Source organism: Ruegeria sp. AI3 (assembly GCF_056541245.1).
Window position 1 is genome coordinate 295,320 of sequence record NZ_JBQFYA010000002.1, and the last position, 18,751, is coordinate 314,070.

The window sequence follows — 18,751 nt, forward strand, 5'->3', positions numbered from 1 at the left end:
GGCCTCAACGAACTGCCACGGCATATGACGACTGACCAAGCTTCCATAGGATCAAAAATTTCGGCCTGGTGGCATAGAACGTTTGTGGATCTGGTTCAGCAGCTGCAATGGTCCTATTTGCCGCCACTGATGGTCTATTTCGCGGCTGGTGTGTCCGGCCTAACCTCGGTCGTCGGAGCTTTTTTCCTAAAAGACTATCTCGATTTATCCGCCTCTTTCGTTGCAGGACTTGCATTTTGGGCCGGTCTCCCTTGGATCCTCAAAATGCCACTTGGCCATGTCGTGGACCTGTTCTGGCGCTGGAAGTCCCTGCTGATCTTGTTCGGCGCATCCCTGATCACTTTGTCTTTACTCACAATGCACGGTCTCGTGACCGCGCCTGCACAGATGTCCAAGTTCATGCCGTTGGAAGACTGGTACGTTGTTGCCCTGCTCTTGGCGCCTTCCGGCTATGCCATTCAGGATGTTGTCGCTGACGCCATGACTGTTGAGGCGGTCCCAAAGGTTGACCAGCGCGGCCTACCGTTTACGCCAGAAGAAACCCGTGCTCAGCACACGACGATGCAAACCTTGGGCAGAGTTTCGATCATTTCCGGGTTCGCGGCGGTTGCGGCTGTAAACATCTGGATATTCTCTGGGAACGAAGAACTGCAAAAATCCGAACGCCTTGCGCTCTATGGCCAAGTATACCTGATAGCTCTGGCCATCCCGGTGTTGTCCGTCAGTGGAGTGGTTCTTCATAGCTTTATCCAGCGTCAGCTTGTCAAGCGCGGCCACCCGCCTCACACACCGGATGAAGTCACCGAAGTCAAATGGTCCATATTGCTCGGCGGTCTTGCATTCGTTTTGCTCAGCATCGTGCTGGGAACCGCAGATTTCGAGTTTGCGCAAGAGACTGTTTTTGCGGTTTCCCTGACGGTGATCCTCTACCTCATGTCGCGTCTGCTGAAAGAGCTGGAACCGGCCCAAGCCAAAGCCTTGATCGGGACAGCAACAATCATTTTTGTGTTTCGCGCTGTGCCGCTACCAGGACCAGGCCTGACATGGTTTGAAATCGATGAACTGGGGTTCGATGAACAGTTCCTGGCAATCCTGGCTTTGCTGACTTCGCTGCTGGCCCTGCTCGGGTTAATCGTCCTTCGACCATTTATGGCCAACCGCTCCATTGCGCATGTGGTGGTGTTGCTGACGATTGCGGCGGGCGTTCTCGCCCTGCCCAACCTTGCGCTCTACTATGGCGTGCACGAATGGACGGCGGCGCGTACCGGCGGAGTTATCGATGCAAGGTTCATTGCCATTCTTGATACAGCCGTTGAGTCGCCGCTTGGACAGATCGCCATGGTCCCGATGTTGGCTTGGATCGCACGCAATGCCCCTGTTCAGTTGAAAGCGACCTTCTTTGCGGTGATGGCATCGTTCACAAACATGGCTCTGTCGGCCAGCAGCCTAAGCACCAAATACCTCAACCAGACATACGTCGTCACGCGCGCTGTCACAAACCCGGAAACCGGTGAGGTCACGTCAACCGCTGACTACAGTCAACTTGGGTACTTGCTGATCTCCGTGGCCGTGATCTCGGTGATCGTTCCACTGGTCACAGTGTTTTTCGTTCAAAACTCACGCTTCCGAACGAGCGAATGATCACTGACTTTCCGCCTCTTCCAGCAGAGCTCTGAGATGTGAGACCGGGACGCCGATGTTTGAGCCACCAAACTCGGGCAGGATCGCAGCATTGATGGCAACGACCTCACCCCGCCGGTTCAATGCTGGCCCCCCGCTTCCACCGGTCGTGGTCTCGGCGTCATAAACGATGGCGCTCCCACTTGTCCGCGCGACAATCCCTCTGCTTGCTAGCGGGTGTATCTTGCTTTGAGATGAAAGCCGGGACGCGATCGACCAGAAGTTCAACGTTCCTTCTGCTTCCAGTTCCTCTAAAAAGCCCGGACCAGCCTGCGCGATCAAAGCTTTCAAACCCGTTGGATATCCCAACAGATACAGCTCTTCACCTACGCGCGACGTGACATCCGCCAAAGGAATTCCGAGGTCCTGAACGCGGCTTGGCTCAACTGCCAAAATCGCCAAGTCCGCCGCGTCGCTGAATCGGACCAGACGCGCCTCTATTGGTTCCGTCTGATCAGGCAAATAGGCCAGCAGCCTCAACATCTCTGGCTCAAGACCCGCGTCTCTCAGCGCCTTCTCTCGGTCCCCTGATGTCCAAGGCAACGCAACATGACGGTTGGTGGCCATCAACGGTACCCCAGCAATCAAAAACCCGGTTCCGGTAAACTGAAATTCTGCGGGTTCGCCGGTCCCGTCCGGTTCGATCCAAGGCTGGCCAAACGGAGTTTTCAGGTTTTCTCCGTTCGGTCCCAACACATGCCGCAAAATCTTGCCGCTTTCCACGTGGCGCAGCCCATAAGCCCCCTGAAGGAAAGCGACGGATCGAATTGACGCAGCGATCACGCGCGTGGGTGCTCCCGCACGCTGCTCCAAGGTTCCAAGACGCTCCTCGGTCGACATGACCTGGTTCTCAAAAGCGTCACGCAACGAAGCCAAGTCATCAGGCGTAAGTGCGTCGTCTCGCGTCTGAGCGAGCATAACCGCGACCGCTTCGATCTTGCGGGCCTCCTGTTCGATACTAGCCGCCAGGCGCCGGTCGTTTTGGTAGAGCAGGTACCCAAACCCCGCGATCACAAGAAGCGTCGCTATAACTGTGATCCTGAACAATATCGTGGTTTGGGAGGCAAGCCGCCGCCCACTATCGCGTAGGGCACCAGACATCTTTTTAGCGAAAGGCCTGCGGCTCGTTCGGGTGTAAGCATATGCATCACTGAGGATATCCTCGACAGTATGGTGCGCGGGAAATGAGTGATCGCACGACCTGTATCGAGACATAGGACCCTTTTCACCGAACTCGATCATGTCGCCATGCCTAAGCGACGCTAACGAGGCTTTTTGCCCGTTTACCCACACATTACGCCCAACCGACGCGGTTATCGTGTAACCGTCGTCAGCCCACTGTAGGGTCGCAATATCGTTGTCATGCTGAGGCAGGTCGTCTTTAGGTCGAAGGCTTAGCACCCTGCCCTCGTCAACTGAAACAGTTAGGGCTTTGTCGACCAGCCAGTTCACCTGGCCGCGCGATGGTCCGGTCAGGCTCTCCAGAAAGGCCCGCACCTCACCTTCACCAGCATGTCCTGAGGGTGTCATGCCACTCTCTTCTGGTTTTCGCATTGTGGCCCCCTACCCAAACGCGTGAGGGCATTCTACCACGCTTCAACGCCAAACCCATGGCCTGGTACGAATGTGCAAAAAACACGTTTGTACAGATACTTGCGATGTCTGCTAGGACTCAACCAAAGACACTTATCAGGCCACAACTCTAAGAAGGCCGATCCATGATCGACCTTCTGCCTTGGCATTTTTTTGCACGGTATCGAGCCACCAGACCGTCTATTTCGAAGATACCTTGATCTTACGGCTTGGATCCTGAGGCTCAGTCTTCGGCATTTCGATATGCAGAACGCCTTTGTCGAATTCAGCTGAAATCTTGTCGATTTCCACCGTGTCTGGCAGCGACATGGCTCTGGAAAAGCTGCCATAGCTTCTTTCGCTGACACGCAAATCGCCCGTTTCATCATGCGCAATCTTCTTCTGACCGCTCAAGACTAGTTTGCGGTCCTTGATTTCAATTTCCACATCATCCTCTTCGAGCCCCGGCAATTCAGCCGTCAGGACAATCGCAGAATCCGTTTCTTGGACATCGATTGCCGGTGAAATCGCACCTGTCATATCAAGAGACGGAAAACCCGTGCGTTGCGCAGCCGTTTCCATCGGCAGGAAGGGTGATACTCCCCCAAAAAAACGCGACATCAGTGTTTCCATTTCACGCCGAAAGTTGTCAGAGAGCGGTTGCATTCCAGTGAAAAGTTGCGGTGACTTTTTGTCTTCCAACATTTTGAGCCTCCTCCTTTGGTCGAATTTCGCGCGCGCGACATTATGACAGGAAAAGCGGTCAAGGACCTTGATCTTGCGCAAGCATGCAACCTCAGCATCAGCCAGACCGAACTCAGCGGCTGAACGAACTGAAACGGGAACCCTCGTGCACTAAACCTGCCACGTCGTGGTGGAGTTAGCACCAATCTCAGTAGGCTTGATCGGAATCCCAGGTCAGCTTAGCGTTTATTTTGAATGAGCCCGAGCTGCCTAGCTTTAGCACAGTGGAGCAAAACTGTATGAAATAGCCTTATCTGGCGCTGATTTACGTTTTGCTGATTTTGGCTCCCATGGGTTTTTCTTGGTCTTTGGGATGGCCCCCACGATCGTTTCATCAAGAGCTCGCGTCCGGGCTTGGGATGCTTGCTTTTTCAATAATCTTAGTCGAGTTCCTGCTGTCTGGGCGGTTCAGGTTCATCTCTTCCGGACTGGGTATGGATGTAACCATGCGCGTGCATCAGTTGATGGCGCGTGCAGCACTCGGCTTTGCGCTGATACACCCGCTGCTGTATCAGGGCACGCCCTCTGGCGGACGCCGCCCGTGGGATGTAACAAGCCAACTTACGATTTCGACCGACTTTTCTACGCTGGTATCGGGTATCGGCGCATATTTTTTACTGTTCATTCTGGTCGCCTCCGCAATTGCCCACAAATCCCTTGATTACAAATACGAAACATGGCGCCTCTTACACGGGCTGGGAGCCTTGGTGATTGCATGCCTGCTGTTACATCACACAGTCTATGCTGGGCGCTACGGTGGGCATCCGCTGTTGATGTATCTCTGGCTTGCCTTGACCAGTATTGCGGTTGGAACTTTGCTGTATGTCTATCTCGTTCGCCCTTTACGTCAGAGGAAAAGGTCGTGGCGCGTCTCATCTGTGTCTCGACTATCACAGAAGCAATGGGAGTTGCGCCTCATGCCCCATGGTCACAACGGACTAAACTTCGAAGCAGGGCAGTTTGCCTGGCTAAACGTCGGCCACAGTGCCTTTTCTCTGCATGAGAACCCATTCTCGATTAGTTCGGCACCAGCAGAAGGCCCTGAGGTTTCATTCGTGATAAAGGAGCTTGGGGATTTCACATGCGGCCTCGGACAGATCGCTCCGCGAACCACGGCCTATCTGGATGCCCCGCACGGGAATCTGTCGATCAGCCACCGCACTGAGACAGGTATTGTTCTGATCGCAGGTGGTGTAGGGATCGCGCCCATGTTGAGCATTATGCGTCAAGTTCGACTGAGTGGAACACGGCACGATCTCAAGCTTATCTATGGAAACCGGGCGGAGGAGCAGATTGTTTTTCGTCAGGAGTTGTCCAAAGAAGACACAGTTTTTGTTCCATCCGAACCGCCAAAGGACTGGTGCGGAGAAACAGGCTTAATCGACGGTCCTCTTTTGGACCGCAATTTGTCTTCTGAACAATTTGAAAGCTGGCTTTTTGTTCTTTGCGGACCCCCTGCCATGATGGACACCGTCGAAGATCATCTGATTGAGCGGGGCACTGCGTCACGCCGGATTTTGTCTGAAAGGTTTGACTATGATTAGAATGCTCGGAAACCTGCCTGCACGCCAACAAGTGAAACTCGCAGTGTGGTTCATCAGTTTTACAATCTTCGTTGCTGTCTTAGCCTTTTGCTTAAGGTAGCAAGCTAGACTACCAAGGGTTGGCTAGCTTCAAGGCTATCGGCCGAAAAGGCAGGTTTTCTCCGAGATGGATGCCGCCGCGAACTTCCCTAAAAACTTGCACTGCGTAGACAGCAAAAGCGTACTACAACGATCCCGATATGGTCCGAAGAAACGCCTTTGATAGAGATCAAGGGCAACGCACGTCACTTATTCATAATAAGCAATCTATTCAGACCGGTTTATGGGAGGATCGGAATGACCGTACTCATCGCCTTCGCGACGGTCGAAGGCCAAACAGCAAAAATTGCGCGCTTCATCACCGATCTCGCTAAGAAGGCCGGTTTCGACGCAAAGCTGATCAATACCGATGAAATACCCAGCCACGTTTCGCTTGACGATGTGGTCAAGGTTATTCTCCTGGCCCCTGTCCACGAGCGTAGGCACCCCAATTCATTCGAGGCATTTATCGCTTCAAATAGAGATGCCTTAATGAAGCGAAAGTCTCTCGTGCTTTCCATCGGTTTAAAAGCTGCTTTCGCGTCAGGTCGAGAAGAAGCACGCGACTATCTTGACGAAATGCTTCTTCGAACAGGTTTTGAACCAAATGCAACGGCTTTGATCGCAGGCGCGGTAAGGCCCGAAAACTACGGGTATTTTGAGAGGGAGATCCTCAAGCACGTCGTCTTGCTCGGTCGAAAAATCGATCCACGAGAAGGGGCAAGGGAGTTTACTGACTGGGATGAGCTAACGTCAATTGTGATAGATTTCCTTGGCGAAAACAGTCAGGCAAATACGCTTCAACCTCAAGAAAACTCTTAAAAAATGGTTTCTCAACTATTTACTGACGAATTTTAATAGCGATGGCTCCCAGAAAATTACAGTCATCGGCTCACTTCATCAGTGTCCGAAAAGCACTTGTAAACTTGTCTGCTCCAACATTGCTTGCGTCGTGCCCCCAAAAACTGACTCTCGCAAATGGGAATGCCCATAAGCGCCCATAACAACGAGATCGGCCCGCGCTTCGCTTGCTCGTTCTTGAATGCAGTCTGCAATTGAATTCCCCCCGCACTGAAACTGCGACACGGTCACGTTGCAACCGTGATGGCCGAGCCATTCAGCTAGGTCCGTTCCGGGCACGCTACTTTCTAAGTCCTCAGGCGACGGCAAATCAAAACACCCAATCACAACTTCTTTGGCCACCACGAGAATGGGTAAAGCTAAATGCGTCGCCCTGGACGCAGGCAAGCTGTCATTCCATGCCAAAAAAACGCGCTCGCGTTGGGCAAACGGGTCTCCATTGATCATCAGAGCGACCGGCGAATGAAACAAAACTCCGCACGCGATCTTGTGAAATAAATCAGGATCTTTTCGCAATCCAGCGTCTAGATAAGCGATATCAGAGCATTTGGCTTGTTCTGCTACAAGTTGCTGTAACTCTGCTCCAAGTCCCATGAAGCCAGTTACATTTGCAGATACGCCTTGCCCAGCAAGAAGCGCTTCAACTTCAGTGGCGCGAGACTTCAAGGCGGCATTATTCGCGTGAAGAACGTCCAACCAGTTTGAGGGAAGACCCGCTTCAACGAACCTGTTTGATCCATACTTCAGGTAAGGCAGGTTTGGTAGTGCCCCGGTCACTACGCAATTCAAGTGGTCGTTCTGGGTACGGGCAGTTTCAGCGCATTCCAAAATCGACGCGTCTTCCGCATCAACTCCTACATAATATGCCACTGTTCTGTGTTGCATTCCCGACCTCCGCCCGGAATTTCACTTCACCCAAGAGCCGTGCGCACCGACTGAACCAACAAATCGCCGATGATGTTACTTCGGCAGCATGAAGAACTCTTCCAGCACAATCTTGCCTTCCGCCACCGAATACACTGCGATCTCGCGCAGGGTCATACGCTCACCCGTCGCCTTCTGAACCACTTCAGCTCTGAAGCGCACTCCAAAGCGGTTGGGTGGGTGGACGTAGGGGCCATCCACTTCTAGTTCCTGGATTTCATGCGATGCCAACCAATCCTCTCTTTTTCCCTTGATAGCTTCGCGACCCTTTGAAACGCGGAATTGTCGAACCGGAGGCACAACGGCCTCTATCGACTGTGCGTTTTCGGCATACATTTCATCAACACTTCCGAGGCCCCGGCGCTCACGCATCGCCTGGACAAAGGATCTACCGATTTCAATCAAGTCTTCCATGAATCCCCTCCCCTAGATTGCCATTGAGTCTACCACTTCTTGCCCGCTCAATTCTTGACAAGGATCAATAAGCACATTGGTGGAAAGTTTCGGGACTCACGTCGATGCCAAGCTTGTGCAGCAGATCTTGGAGATTCCGAAGCGAGAGCGGCAATCGAGTGAATAGCGTGAACGCAATGCGGATGATCTCGGGACAAGATTCAAAGTGTTTTAAAAAAGTCAGGTCTGGTTTTGGCAAAAGCTACGCAACCGCCCTGCCCGCTTCAACCATAGTTCCTCCGACAAGACCTCTCGACAAGGGCTGGTATAGCCTTTTGTTACACTGTGTCTTTCGTAGTTTGCCTCAATACCAAGCGCGTTGAAGTCCGCGTGTGTTGCGCAGGCGCGACACCATCCTGCAACCACAGCAAAACAGTGTCCGCAACTTGTTCTCCAAACTCAGAGACGCCGCAATGTACTGTAGACAAAGCTGGCCAGCATTCTGATGCTTCCTTGATGTCGTCGAAACCGACGATCTGAAACTCCGTTCCAATCTTGACCTGAGTTTCATGGCAGGCATTGATCATCCCAAAAGCAACGAGATCATTGAAACAAACTGCGGCATCGCATTCAGGGTGTTCTTTGAAGAGGCCAACCGTTGCTTCATGTCCAAATGATCGGCTGGATTTCCCTGTTTTTACAATAGGCTGCAAGTGGTTGTCTTTCATCGCACTGATATAGCCGGACAGCCTTTCCTGAGTGACTTCGGCACCATCCAGACCACCGATAAAGGCGATGTTTCGCGCGCCTGTTTCGATCAGGTACTGTGTTGCCGCGCGTCCACCCTCTGCGTAATCAGGAGCGATAAAGGGAAATCTGCCCGTTTCGCGTTCAACCTGTCGCAAGACTTGCATCAATGGAATGCCAGCTCGCTCTGCCGCGGAGAGGGTGTTTGTGACATCGCCATAAGCAGGCGACAGGATCAAGGCAGAAACACCATGCTCAAGCATAGCGCCCACCACCTGATCCTGAAGTTCGGGGTCTTCGTTTGTGTTCGCCAATACGACCGCATAGCCTCGGGACCCCAGCGCCATCTGCAAAGAAGTCGCAAACTCGGTGAAAAACGGGTTGGTTAGGTCGTTAATTACTAAACCTATTAGCGCCGTTCCCGTGGATCGCAGATTTGCCGCCGATCGGTTGTAGACATACCCGATCTCTTTCATCGCGGTATGGACGAGCTTGCGTGTCTCAGGCTTCACCTGCGTGCTGCCTTGCAACACAAGGCTTACCGTCGACTTTGAAACGCCCGCCGAGTTGGCGACATCTATGATCGTGGGTCTTCGCATTCAGGCTATTGTTCAACTCCATGCAAGCTGAGAAGCGTGGTCATCCGTGCTTTAGCCAGTTCAGGGTCCGAGAGTAAACCGGCCTGATCCGCCAATCTGAACACTTGCGCGTAGTGGCAGATGTCACGGCTGGATTGGAACCCACTCGGCATGATGAAATGAGACTGGACTCCGTTCAGCCATGCCAGATAGGCAATCCCGGCTTTGTAGAACCGCGTCGGAGCCTTAAAAATCTCTCGACTGAGGGGAACAGTCGGTGAGAACAGCGCGTTGTAGCGCTCCATGTTACCCATAGCCAACGCCTCAAGCGCCTGGCTGGCGGCGGGGGCGATAGCAGCGAAAATGCCAAGCAGAGCGTGGGAAAAATGCGTTCCGTCCCCGGCAATAAGATCAGCGTAGTTGAAATCGTCACCGGTGTAGAGGCGCACACCGTCTGGCAACCGTGCGCGGAAGGCTTCTTCATGTGCCTGATCCAGCAGGGATATCTTTATCCCATCAACCTTGGCAGGGTTTTCGTTGATCAGGGACAGCACAAAATCGCTGGCCGCGTCGATATCCGTGCTCCCCCAATAGCCCGTCAATGCAGGATCGAACATATCGCCCAGCCAGTGCAGGATTATAGGCTCCGCAGCCCCATCGATCAGCGCGCGGTATACATCATGGTAGGCGTCCGGACCCGCGTTGATCGCTGGAAAGGCGCGTGACGCCATGAGGATCAGTTGCCCTCCGGCGGCTTCGATCGCCTCGGTCTGATGCTCGTAGGCTGACAGGATTTCACCTGCTGTGTTCAACGCGCTTAGAGGCAGATGATCGGTTCCTGCCCCACAAGCCACCCGAGGCGACAATGGATGCGCCTGTGCAGCCTTCATCGTGCGTTGGATCAGCTCCAACGCGGTCGCCCAATCGACGCCCATACCCCGTTGCGCGGTATCCATGGCTTCGGCCAGACCCAGCCCCTGATCCCAGAGCCCCCGACGAAATCGCAGGGTCGCTTCCCAATCAACTGCGGGGCGTCCATCCCAGGGGTTACGTTCTGCCAGCGGATCAGAAACCACATGAGCCGCTGCAAAGGCCGTGCGCGTCAGAGGCACCTGCGGCGCACGCGGAACTAGCGGCGTTCCGGTCAACGCATAGGGTTCCAACTGCCCATCAGGGTTTGGCAAAATCAATTTCATTGTCTCAAACCTCCAAATCCAGAACCAGAATGCCGTCGATACCACCCACGGCGTTCTCAACCAGTTGCGCGCCCAGCGCCCTGTGCGTTTTGTTGTTCTGATAGGTCTCCAGCGCGACCCAATCGTCGAAATCGATAACGAACCCATGCATGTATCCGCGTTCGATCTGCTCGGGGCTTTGACTTCGGCCCCCGGTGAACCCGCTGGCTCCGGGAAGGGCCTTGGACACGTCCTCGAGGCCTTTGTAGATGGCTCCGATTTTCTCTTCGGTTACGTCGGCGCGGAATTTGGTCAGTACGATGTGGCGGATCATGTTCAGAAACCCTGATCTTGTTTGATCATGTCGGCAGCTTTTTCCCCGATCATGATTGTAGGTGCATTGGTGTTCGATGAATTGACCGTCGGCATAATCGACGCATCCGCGACGCGAAGCCCTTCGATCCCATTGAATCGCAGGCGCGGGTCCAGAACAGCTTCGGCGTCACTGCCCATACGACAGGTTCCAGCACAGTGGTGCGATGTTTTCGAATGTACGCAGATAAATTCGAAATACTCCTGCTCGGTCCGCACGTCCGGGCCCGGCAAACGTTCGGCCAGGATGTACGGCTTCAGCGCATCCTGTGCGAGGATATTCTGCACCAGTTTCAGCCCCCGAATGGACATCTCGCGATCGTAAGGATCCGCCAGATAGTTGGGATCAATAAGCGGCATCACCGCGGGGTCCGAGCTTTGCAACCGAACGGTTCCGCGTGACCTGGGGCGCAGGAAACAGGCGTTCAGCGTAACCCCGCCGTTGGGCATCGCCTCGACCCCAGCCTCAATGCCGGTACCAAGACCCAGATGCATCTGAAGATCCGGTGAACGCGCATCCGGGTCTGCGTACCAGAACCCACCCGTTTCGAACAAGCTGGACGCGACCGGTCCCTTGCGCGTCAAAAGATATTGCAGGCCCGCGAAGGCTGAAAGGTGCAGCTTGGCGAAACGGTCGTAGGTGTGCGGGCCGGTCACTTCGCAGATGGAGTACAAGTCCAAATGGTCTTGTAGGTTCGCACCGACCTGAGGTTGATGATAAACCGCGTCGATACCAAGACTGTCCAAATGATCCGCTGGGCCAATACCAGACAGTTGCAACAAGCGCGGCGAACCGATGGCACCTGAGGACAGAATGACCTCTTTCGCGGCGACGATCTTGTCCCCGTTCATCATCTCGACACCAGTCGCCCTGCCCTTGTCCACCATGATGCGGCGGACCTGTGCGCCGGTGCGCACCGTCAGGTTCGGGCGGCTGCGGTTCGGTGCGATAAACGCCATCGCAGCAGAGGATCGTCGCGCATTGCGTTGGGTCAGCTGATAGTACCCCGCGCCATCCTGCTTCGCCCCATTCACATCGCGCGTTTCGGGAATCCCCACTTCGCCTGCGGCCTTGATGTAGGCATCGCAGATTGGCAAAGGTGCTGCGGGCATGGACACGCCCAGCGGTCCGCCCTTGCCGTGAAATTCGTCGTCGTAGGTGTCGTTGTCCTCGGATTTTTTGAAATAGGGCAGCACGTCGGCATAGCTCCAACCCTCGCACCCCATCTGTCTCCAGTCATCGTAATCCTGTGCTGCACCCCGCGTGTAGATTTGCGCGTTGATCGCAGACCCGCCGCCGATCACCTTGGCCTGGGTGTAGTTGAAGACCTTGTTCTGCATGTGCTTTTGCGGAACCGTGGACCAACCCCAGCTGCCGATACCCTTGGTCATCTTCGCGAACCCGGCGGGTAAGTGAAAGAACGGGTGACGGTCGGTGGAGCCGGCCTCTAGCAACAGCACACGCGCCGACGGTTCTTCGGAAAGACGCGCAGCGATCACCGAGCCTGCGGAGCCGCCCCCAATGACAATGAAATCATATCCTTCAGACATTCTTATGCGCCCTGACTTACAGACGTGAAATCGACAAGCCGCCATCCACCGGGATGACAGCGCCGTTCGCAAAGTGCATCTGGCCCTGAACCAGTGGGACGACGACGGATCCAATATCCTCGGGCTCACCCCAGCGAGCCGCCGGAACAAGTCCGCCTTCGATACGGTCGGTGTACTTGTCGCGCACGCCAGCCGTCATTTCAGTCGCGATGATGCCCGGTCGCAGCTCAAAGACGCCGATGCCTTCGGGGGCCATGCGTACTGCGAACAACTGAGCCATCATCGCTGCGGCCGCTTTGGACACGCAGTACTCGGCACGTTCGATCGACACCATTGTCGCGCTGACAGAGGTGACAAAGGTGATTGATCGATAGGTATCGTGCGGCTGCCCCAACATGCGCCGAGCCACTTCTTGCGCCAGAAAAAACGCGCCACGCAAGTTGATATTCTGCACGAAATCCCAATTCTCGGGCTTCAGATCCAGCATGTCGCCGCGCACCGGTGCCCCTACGCCTGCGTTGTTTATCAACGCGGTGATCGGGCCCAAAACGGCTTCGATCTGATCCAGTAGCGCCGGAACGTGATCAATGTCGGACACGTCGTGCTGCACATAAATTGCGCTTGGGCCAAGCTCTTCCAAAGCCGCCCTCACGACCGGATTGTCGGGTGCAGAGCGAGAGGCTATTGCGACCTTATACCCCGCCGCGATCAAGGCGCGCGCCACCCCTAGTCCAATGCCCTGTTGTCCTCCGGTCACCAATACTGTTCCGGTCATGCGGCGAACTCCGTTTCAATGATATGACGCCCCGCACGGAGTGCGAGTGCGGCTATCGTGAGGGCCGGATTCACCGCCGCAGATGTCGGAAGAATTGACGCGTCAACGATGAACAGGTTCTTGTGGTCGTGGCTACGACAGAACGTATCGACGACACTGCTTGACGGATCATTGCCCATCCGCGCTGTGCCGCATTGATGTGACGGAGTGCGCCGATCAAATGGTCGCGACAATACAACAGGAAACCCGGCCTGCTTCAGATGCGCCTTTAGCCGCGCAACCAAGGCCTCGTGCGCGGCCCAATTCGAGCGTTTCCAATCCAGCCTGATCTGGTCACCTTCGACCGTCACCCGGCTGTCTGGGTTCGGCAGATCTTCGGACATGGCATAAAAATCAAAACTGCGATTGGCGATCAGTGCTGCAAGTGGACCCGGTAGATGGGTTTGCGACGCAAGAATCGGTCCGGTGATTTTTCCCAACATCTGAATGTTGCCCAAAGGCAAACCACCCTGCCCGTCGCTGTTGTAATAGTCGTTGAACATCAATGTCTTTTGATAGACAGCTCTGTTGCGACGCAGCGGATGAAGGGCCAGCACCGCCGAGCAATTGTGGTTCATGAAGTTCCGCCCGACCTGATCGGACCGATTGGCAAGACCGGTTGGACAATCGTCGTTCGCGGACTGCAGCAACAGGACTGAGGACTGTACCGCACCTGCTGCAAGCACTATGACCGGCGCGCGCAGAGCACCGTGGCCTTCAACCTCGACGCTTGTGACGCGACCAACGGCATCAGCCTTCAGTTTACGGACACGCGCGTCAGTTAGCAGTTCGACATTGCCGTGTTTCAATGCCTCGGCCAGCGCACAGGTTTCGGCATCCATTTTGCCGCCGCATGTATTGGGAAACGCATCCCAAGTTGTTTGCCCAGCCTCTAGCCAGGTCTCAATTTCCACGCCCAAAGGCACTGAGGACGGCGTCAGGCCTGCATGGCTTAGCCGGTTTCTCAGGTCTGCAATATCAACCTCATCCGGCACAGGTGGGTGCGGGTAACCCCCACTGTGCGGTGGCTCGGTGGGATCTTCTTTGGTGGTCCCACGCGCGTCGTAAATCTGTTCCGCGGCGGTGTAGTCCGGCTCCAGCTCTTCGTAGGGCATGGGCCAGCCGTTAGAGTAGCCCCCCATATGCTGACGCGGCTCAAAATCCTCTTTCCGATAACGTATCAAAGCTGCGCCGTAGAACTTGGAATTGCCACCAACGCAGTAGTAGTTTCCGGGGTTGAAAGGCTTGCCTGCTCCATCCAGCCATGTTTCATCGGGGCGAAAGTGCCCACTAGCAAAGATCGCCCTTGGGTCTCGATCCTGAGGTGAGGGCTGCAATCTCTCACCTCGTTCAAGGATCAGAATGCGACGACCGGACGGGGCCAACGCCGCAGCCAGCGTTGCCCCCCCGATACCCGACCCGATGATTATGACGTCAGCCCGATTCATGGAAGGATCCGCATCTCGCTTTCGGGATCAAAAGCCACGGCCTTTTCCATGTTTACTGCAAAGTTGAAATCCTGCCCCGGTGCGACCTCTGCATCCGAACGCATACGCGCGATCACATCTCGCCCGCCCAATTGCATCGAGACAAAGGTGTCCGATCCAGCGGGCTCCGTCACCACGATACGGTTGGTCATCTGCGCGATGTTCGACGACTTTCGATCCGCACCATCCATATCGGTGATAGTCTCTGGGCGGATTCCCAACAAGATCTCGCGCCCATCCCATGCGGCCAAGTTGTCTTGGCTGAACGGAAGTTGCGCCATAGATCCGTCGTGAACGGCGACCTCTGCATGGGGGCGGCCATTCAAAACCGTAACCTTGGCCGGTAACACGTTCATCGCAGGCGAGCCCATGAACGTTGCAACGAAGATATTCGCAGGCGTGTCATAGATTTCCTGCGGCGTGCCCAGTTGCTGGACATAGCCGCCGTTCATCACGGCGATGCGGCTTGAAAGCGTCATCGCCTCGATCTGGTCATGAGTCACATAAACGATGGTGGTGCCGAGGTTCTGATGCAGCTTCTTGATCTCGGTTCGCATGTCGACGCGAAGCTTGGCATCGAGGTTCGAGAGCGGTTCATCGAACAGGAAGACATCAGGATTCCGCACCAGCGCGCGACCCATTGCAACCCGCTGACGTTGACCGCCCGACAACTGACCGGGCTTGCGATCCAGCAATTGCTCGATCTGCAAGAGCTTGGCAACTTCTTGCATCGCTTTGTCGCGTTCAGGCTTGGGCACCCCGTGCATCTCAAGCCCGAAAGTGATGTTCTGCCCGACCGTCATATTGGGATACAAGGCATAGCTTTGGAAAACCATGGCAATGTTGCGGTTGGACGGGTGCACCCCGTTCATCACCTGATCTTTGATGCGGATTTCACCGCTGGTAATCTCTTCCAGCCCCGCGATCATGTTCAGCAGAGTGGATTTGCCACAGCCCGAGGGGCCGACCAGCACCAGGAACTCTCCCTCCTGCACCGAGATATCGACCTTGTGCAGAACCTCGACCGCCCCGTAGGATTTAGTCGCGTTGTCTATGTCTAGAAAACCCATGAGGTCTTATCCTTTCACCGAACCCGCCATCAGGCCGCGGACGAAGTATCGACCGGCCACGATGTAGACGAGTAGAGTTGGCATGGCCGCCAGAATGGCGCCTGCAAAATGAACGTTGTATTCCTTCACACCGGTTGACGACTGCACCAGATTGTTCAGTGCTACCGTCATCGGTTGGCTGTTGGCATCGGCAAAGGACGCGCCGAACAAGAAGTCATTCCAGATGTTGGTGAACTGCCAGATGATCGACACCACGGCGATCGGCCCAGAACTGGGCATAAGAATGCGCCAGAATATCTGGAAGAACCCGGCGCCATCGATCTGCGCTGCCCGGATCAGCTCGGTCGGGAACACGGCGTAGTAGTTGCGGAAGTACAGCGTGGTGAAGCCAATCCCGTAGACAACATGGACAAGCGCAAGACCCCAAGTGGTGCCTGCCAGCCCGATTATACCCAACATCCGCGCCATTGGGATCAGAACAATCTGGAACGGGATGAAGCAGGCAAACAGCATCAGACCGAATAGGATGGTGTCGTACTTGAAGCGCCACTTGGTCAGCACATAGCCGTTCAACGCCCCAAGAATGGTCGAGACAATCACCGCAGGAACTACCATCTTGATCGAGTTCCAGAAGTAGGGCTTCAGCCCTGTCGGATCGACGCCGATCTGCGCCGAAGACCATGCCTTGAGCCACGGCTCAATCGTGAACACCTGTGGCAGGTTCATCATGCCGCCACCGGTGATCTCTTCCAAAGGCTTCACCGAGTTCACCAGCATCACGTAGAGCGGTAGCAGGTAGAAAAGACCAAACAACAGCAGCACCAGATAGATCAGCGTGCGCGTAACGCGGCCCGTGCGGATTGCGGTATCCTGAGTTGCTTGGGACATCAGCGTTTCTCCCGCAATTCGGCGTAGAGATAGGGGATCATGATCGCCGCAATGGTCATCAGCATGATCGTGGCCGAGGCCGCACCGATCCCCATCTGATTTCGCGTGAACGTGTAAGAGTACATAAAGGTCGCGGGCAGTTCGGTTGCGCGACCGGGGCCACCCCCGGTCAGGGCGATTACAAGGTCAAAGGTCTTGATCGCAAGATGGCTGAGGATCACAAAGGCCGACAGGAATGCGGGACGCAGTTGCGGGATGATGATCCGGCGGTAGAGGTTCCAGTTAGAGGCGCCATCCATTTGCGCCGCGCGCAGGATTTCATTGTCGATTCCACGCAGACCGGCCAGAAACATTGCCATTACGAAGCCGCTGGTTTGCCAGACGGCCGCTAGAACCACCGTGTAGATGGCGTAATCACGGTTTTTTATCCAATCGAACTCGAAGCTGGTCCAACCCCATGTATGCATGACGTTTTCCAACCCGATGCCAGGGTCAAGGAACCATTTCCACGCGGTGCCGGTGACGATGAAGCTCAGAGCCATCGGATAGAGGTAGATAGGACGCAATAGCCCTTCGCCCCGGATTTTCTGATCAAGGAAGATCGCCAGACCCAGGCCTATACAGGTGCAGATCACGATATAGAGGCTCGCGAAAATCCCCATATTGATCAACGAGGTTTCCCAATGGCTCAGCCGCCACAATTTGTCGTAGTTTTCCCATCCGACCCATCCAAAGGACGGCAGGATGCGACTGTCGGTGAATGACAGGTAGACCGAAAACAGAATGAACCCGTAGACAAAGACCAACATCATCGCCAGCGACGGTGACAGGACCAGCTTGGGTATCCAGTTCTGAAGGCGTGTCTTAAAATCCGCGTCGGCTGAAGCAGCCATGGCGCGCCCTCCTCGTTCGAGTCGTGTTAGATCGGAGCTTTTGCGCCCACTTGGTGACAGGGCGGCCAGACCGCCGCCCCATCGGGAGGATCACTTGTGGATCACTTGGCGATCGAAACGGCGTCAACCAGTTCGGTCACAGCATCTTCGCTGCCGTACTCGCCGTTAAAGTGAGCGGTCACAACGTCATAGACGGCGTTCTTGACTGACGCAGGCGCGGCATGTCCGTGCGCCATCGAGCCGAACAGGTTGCCTGACGAAGCCGCAGCAGCCAAGTCTTTCATGCCTTGCTGACCACACGCATCCAGATCGCTGCCGTCCACGTCTGTCCGCGCAGGCACCGAGCCCTTCACCTTGTTAAAGGCAATCTGGAACGATGGTGACAGGATCGCGCTGGCCAGCGCGGCTTGCTCGGCCGATACCGTACCGCCCTGGTCAAACATCATGAATTGGTCAGCGTTGAAGGTGACCTGATCCTGAGTGCCCGGGAAGCGGAAGCACAGGAAGTCCTCACCCGGCACTTTGCCCGCATTCAGGAATTCGCCTTTGGCCCAGTCACCCATCATCTGGAAACCGGCTTCACCGTTTATGACCATTGCTGTCGCCAGGTTCCAGTCTCGACCCGAGAAGTTCTCATCCACGTTGTCGCGGATAAAGGCCATTCGGTCGAACGCTTCTTTCATCGCGTCGCCACCCAGCGTTTCCTCGTCCAAGTCGATAAAGGCCGCTTTGTAGCCGTCAGGCCCCAGCGTCGACATTGCGATAGCATCGAACACGGTCGCGTCCTGCCATGCCTGACCACCATGCGCGATCGGAGTGATCCCGGCAGCTTTCAACGCCTCAACCGCTGCGACGAATTCGTCCCAGTTGGTGGGCTGTGCAATACCATTAGCGTCCAGCACCGCTTTGTTAGCCCAGACCCAGTTGGTCGAGTGTACGTTCACAGGGGCAGAGACCCATTTGCCATCATGCTTGGCGAAGGCTTTCAGCGCATCTGGGACGACGTCATCCCAACCTTCCTGGGCTGCCACTTCGTTCAGATCGGCCAGCGCGCCCTGATCGGCCCAGTCCAGAATGTCAAAGCCCAGAGCCTGCACAGCAGTCGGCGCGTTGCCGGCCGTCACGCGTGCGCGCAGAACGGTCATCGCCTGCTCGCCACCGCCACCGGCTACAGGCATGTCGGTCCAGCCGATGCCCTGTCCGGACAGGTCGTCCTTGAGAACGTTTAGTGCTGCGGCCTCACCGCCAGACGTCCACCAATGCAGAACTTCCACGTCTTCAGCGTGCGCAAGGCTGGTCGTGCATAGTAGACCTGCTACAAACAGCGATTTTGTCTTCATATATTTACGCATTCTTGTTTCCTCCCTTAATGCGTTATTC

General features: G+C 55.3%; 17 protein-coding genes and 1 pseudogene. 3 read left to right on the forward strand and 15 right to left on the reverse strand.

The window, feature by feature from the left end; all coding sequences use genetic code 11:
* Positions 1-24: 24 nt before the first annotated feature.
* Positions 25-1,641 carry an MFS transporter gene (locus ACRZ95_RS05270; protein WP_170677460.1) on the forward strand — a complete coding sequence of 539 codons (1,617 nt, stop codon included), beginning with the start codon at positions 25-27 and terminating at the stop codon, positions 1,639-1,641.
* On the opposite strand, the gene ACRZ95_RS05275 is transcribed toward ACRZ95_RS05270, so the two are convergent.
* Both ACRZ95_RS05275 and ACRZ95_RS05280 read right to left on the reverse strand, forming a co-directional pair.
* Positions 1,642-3,234 carry a S1 family peptidase gene (locus ACRZ95_RS05275; protein WP_170677458.1) on the reverse strand — a complete coding sequence of 531 codons (1,593 nt, stop codon included), beginning with the start codon at positions 3,232-3,234 and terminating at the stop codon, positions 1,642-1,644.
* 219 nt (positions 3,235-3,453) lie between these two features.
* A complete protein-coding gene (locus tag ACRZ95_RS05280; RefSeq protein ID WP_170677456.1) occupies positions 3,454-3,957 on the reverse strand; it encodes an Hsp20/alpha crystallin family protein in 504 nt (167 codons plus the stop codon).
* A 398-nt stretch (positions 3,958-4,355) separates the two neighbouring features.
* On the opposite strand from ACRZ95_RS05280, the gene ACRZ95_RS05285 reads away from it, so the two are divergent.
* Both ACRZ95_RS05285 and ACRZ95_RS05290 read left to right on the forward strand, forming a co-directional pair.
* Positions 4,356-5,540, forward strand: coding sequence for a ferredoxin reductase family protein (locus ACRZ95_RS05285; RefSeq protein ID WP_170677454.1), 1,185 nt, complete (start codon positions 4,356-4,358; stop codon positions 5,538-5,540).
* Positions 5,541-5,876: 336 nt separating this feature from the next.
* Complete coding sequence (locus ACRZ95_RS05290) at positions 5,877-6,440, forward strand: flavodoxin domain-containing protein (RefSeq protein ID WP_170677452.1); 564 nt, start codon at positions 5,877-5,879, stop codon at positions 6,438-6,440.
* A 78-nt stretch (positions 6,441-6,518) separates the two neighbouring features.
* On the opposite strand, the gene ACRZ95_RS05295 is transcribed toward ACRZ95_RS05290, so the two are convergent.
* The 13 genes and pseudogenes from ACRZ95_RS05295 to ACRZ95_RS05355 all read right to left on the reverse strand — a co-directional run bounded on the left by ACRZ95_RS05295 (position 6,519) and on the right by ACRZ95_RS05355 (position 18,711).
* Complete coding sequence (locus tag ACRZ95_RS05295; protein ID WP_170677450.1) at positions 6,519-7,364, reverse strand: universal stress protein; 846 nt, start codon at positions 7,362-7,364, stop codon at positions 6,519-6,521.
* A 75-nt stretch (positions 7,365-7,439) separates the two neighbouring features.
* Complete coding sequence (locus tag ACRZ95_RS05300; RefSeq protein ID WP_170677448.1) at positions 7,440-7,817, reverse strand: nuclear transport factor 2 family protein; 378 nt, start codon at positions 7,815-7,817, stop codon at positions 7,440-7,442.
* Between the two features lie 85 nt (positions 7,818-7,902).
* Positions 7,903-8,040: pseudogene (locus tag ACRZ95_RS05305) on the reverse strand (IS6 family transposase); the annotation flags it as partial.
* Positions 8,041-8,134: 94 nt separating this feature from the next.
* Positions 8,135-9,142: a LacI family DNA-binding transcriptional regulator gene (locus ACRZ95_RS05310; RefSeq protein ID WP_170677446.1), complete on the reverse strand. Its 1,008-nt coding sequence runs from the start codon at positions 9,140-9,142 to the stop codon at positions 8,135-8,137.
* Between the two features lie 5 nt (positions 9,143-9,147).
* Positions 9,148-10,317, reverse strand: a complete 1,170-nt coding sequence (locus ACRZ95_RS05315) for a dihydrodipicolinate synthase family protein (protein ID WP_170677444.1) — start codon at positions 10,315-10,317, stop codon at positions 9,148-9,150.
* A 4-nt stretch (positions 10,318-10,321) separates the two neighbouring features.
* Positions 10,322-10,630 carry a Dabb family protein gene (locus ACRZ95_RS05320; RefSeq protein ID WP_170677442.1) on the reverse strand — a complete coding sequence of 103 codons (309 nt, stop codon included), beginning with the start codon at positions 10,628-10,630 and terminating at the stop codon, positions 10,322-10,324.
* A gap of 2 nt (positions 10,631-10,632) precedes the next feature.
* Entirely contained in the window at positions 10,633-12,219 is a 1,587-nt protein-coding gene (locus ACRZ95_RS05325) for a GMC family oxidoreductase N-terminal domain-containing protein (protein WP_170677440.1), read from the reverse strand.
* A gap of 16 nt (positions 12,220-12,235) precedes the next feature.
* The gene (locus tag ACRZ95_RS05330; protein WP_170677437.1) at positions 12,236-12,994 is read right to left on the reverse strand and encodes a 3-ketoacyl-ACP reductase; all 759 of its coding nucleotides are present in this window, start codon (positions 12,992-12,994) and stop codon (positions 12,236-12,238) included.
* The gene (locus tag ACRZ95_RS05335) at positions 12,991-14,481 is read right to left on the reverse strand and encodes a GMC family oxidoreductase (protein ID WP_170677435.1); all 1,491 of its coding nucleotides are present in this window, start codon (positions 14,479-14,481) and stop codon (positions 12,991-12,993) included. The genes ACRZ95_RS05330 and ACRZ95_RS05335 overlap by 4 nt, the downstream gene beginning before the upstream one ends.
* Entirely contained in the window at positions 14,478-15,590 is a 1,113-nt protein-coding gene (locus tag ACRZ95_RS05340; RefSeq protein WP_170639052.1) for a sn-glycerol-3-phosphate ABC transporter ATP-binding protein UgpC, read from the reverse strand. Before ACRZ95_RS05340 ends, ACRZ95_RS05335 begins: the two co-directional genes overlap by 4 nt.
* 6 nt (positions 15,591-15,596) lie before the next feature.
* Entirely contained in the window at positions 15,597-16,478 is an 882-nt protein-coding gene (locus ACRZ95_RS05345) for a carbohydrate ABC transporter permease (protein WP_170677433.1), read from the reverse strand.
* Entirely contained in the window at positions 16,478-17,371 is an 894-nt protein-coding gene (locus ACRZ95_RS05350; RefSeq protein WP_170376146.1) for a carbohydrate ABC transporter permease, read from the reverse strand. Before ACRZ95_RS05350 ends, ACRZ95_RS05345 begins: the two co-directional genes overlap by 1 nt.
* 101 nt (positions 17,372-17,472) lie before the next feature.
* Positions 17,473-18,711 (reverse strand): ABC transporter substrate-binding protein, encoded by a 1,239-nt coding sequence (locus ACRZ95_RS05355; RefSeq protein WP_170677839.1) that lies wholly within the window; start codon positions 18,709-18,711, stop codon positions 17,473-17,475.
* Positions 18,712-18,751: the final 40 nt, after the last annotated feature.

Bases quoted from the DNA above. Each gene is read 5' to 3' on its own strand.
- ACRZ95_RS05280 (WP_170677456.1), bottom strand. From the start codon at position 3,957: ATGTTGGAAGACAAAAAGTCACCGCAACTTTTCACTGGAATGCAACCG.
- ACRZ95_RS05310 (WP_170677446.1), bottom strand. From the start codon at position 9,142: ATGCGAAGACCCACGATCATAGATGTCGCCAACTCGGCGGGCGTTTCA.
- ACRZ95_RS05275 (WP_170677458.1), bottom strand. From the start codon at position 3,234: ATGCGAAAACCAGAAGAGAGTGGCATGACACCCTCAGGACATGCTGGT.
- ACRZ95_RS05340 (WP_170639052.1), bottom strand. From the start codon at position 15,590: ATGGGTTTTCTAGACATAGACAACGCGACTAAATCCTACGGGGCGGTC.
- ACRZ95_RS05295 (WP_170677450.1), bottom strand. From the start codon at position 7,364: ATGCAACACAGAACAGTGGCATATTATGTAGGAGTTGATGCGGAAGAC.
- ACRZ95_RS05355 (WP_170677839.1), bottom strand. From the start codon at position 18,711: ATGAAGACAAAATCGCTGTTTGTAGCAGGTCTACTATGCACGACCAGC.
- ACRZ95_RS05320 (WP_170677442.1), bottom strand. From the start codon at position 10,630: ATGATCCGCCACATCGTACTGACCAAATTCCGCGCCGACGTAACCGAA.
- ACRZ95_RS05270 (WP_170677460.1), top strand. From the start codon at position 25: ATGACGACTGACCAAGCTTCCATAGGATCAAAAATTTCGGCCTGGTGG.
- ACRZ95_RS05300 (WP_170677448.1), bottom strand. From the start codon at position 7,817: ATGGAAGACTTGATTGAAATCGGTAGATCCTTTGTCCAGGCGATGCGT.
- ACRZ95_RS05315 (WP_170677444.1), bottom strand. From the start codon at position 10,317: ATGAAATTGATTTTGCCAAACCCTGATGGGCAGTTGGAACCCTATGCG.
- ACRZ95_RS05345 (WP_170677433.1), bottom strand. From the start codon at position 16,478: ATGTCCCAAGCAACTCAGGATACCGCAATCCGCACGGGCCGCGTTACG.
- ACRZ95_RS05325 (WP_170677440.1), bottom strand. From the start codon at position 12,219: ATGTCTGAAGGATATGATTTCATTGTCATTGGGGGCGGCTCCGCAGGC.
- ACRZ95_RS05285 (WP_170677454.1), top strand. From the start codon at position 4,356: ATGCTTGCTTTTTCAATAATCTTAGTCGAGTTCCTGCTGTCTGGGCGG.
- ACRZ95_RS05290 (WP_170677452.1), top strand. From the start codon at position 5,877: ATGACCGTACTCATCGCCTTCGCGACGGTCGAAGGCCAAACAGCAAAA.
- ACRZ95_RS05350 (WP_170376146.1), bottom strand. From the start codon at position 17,371: ATGGCTGCTTCAGCCGACGCGGATTTTAAGACACGCCTTCAGAACTGG.
- ACRZ95_RS05330 (WP_170677437.1), bottom strand. From the start codon at position 12,994: ATGACCGGAACAGTATTGGTGACCGGAGGACAACAGGGCATTGGACTA.
- ACRZ95_RS05335 (WP_170677435.1), bottom strand. From the start codon at position 14,481: ATGAATCGGGCTGACGTCATAATCATCGGGTCGGGTATCGGGGGGGCA.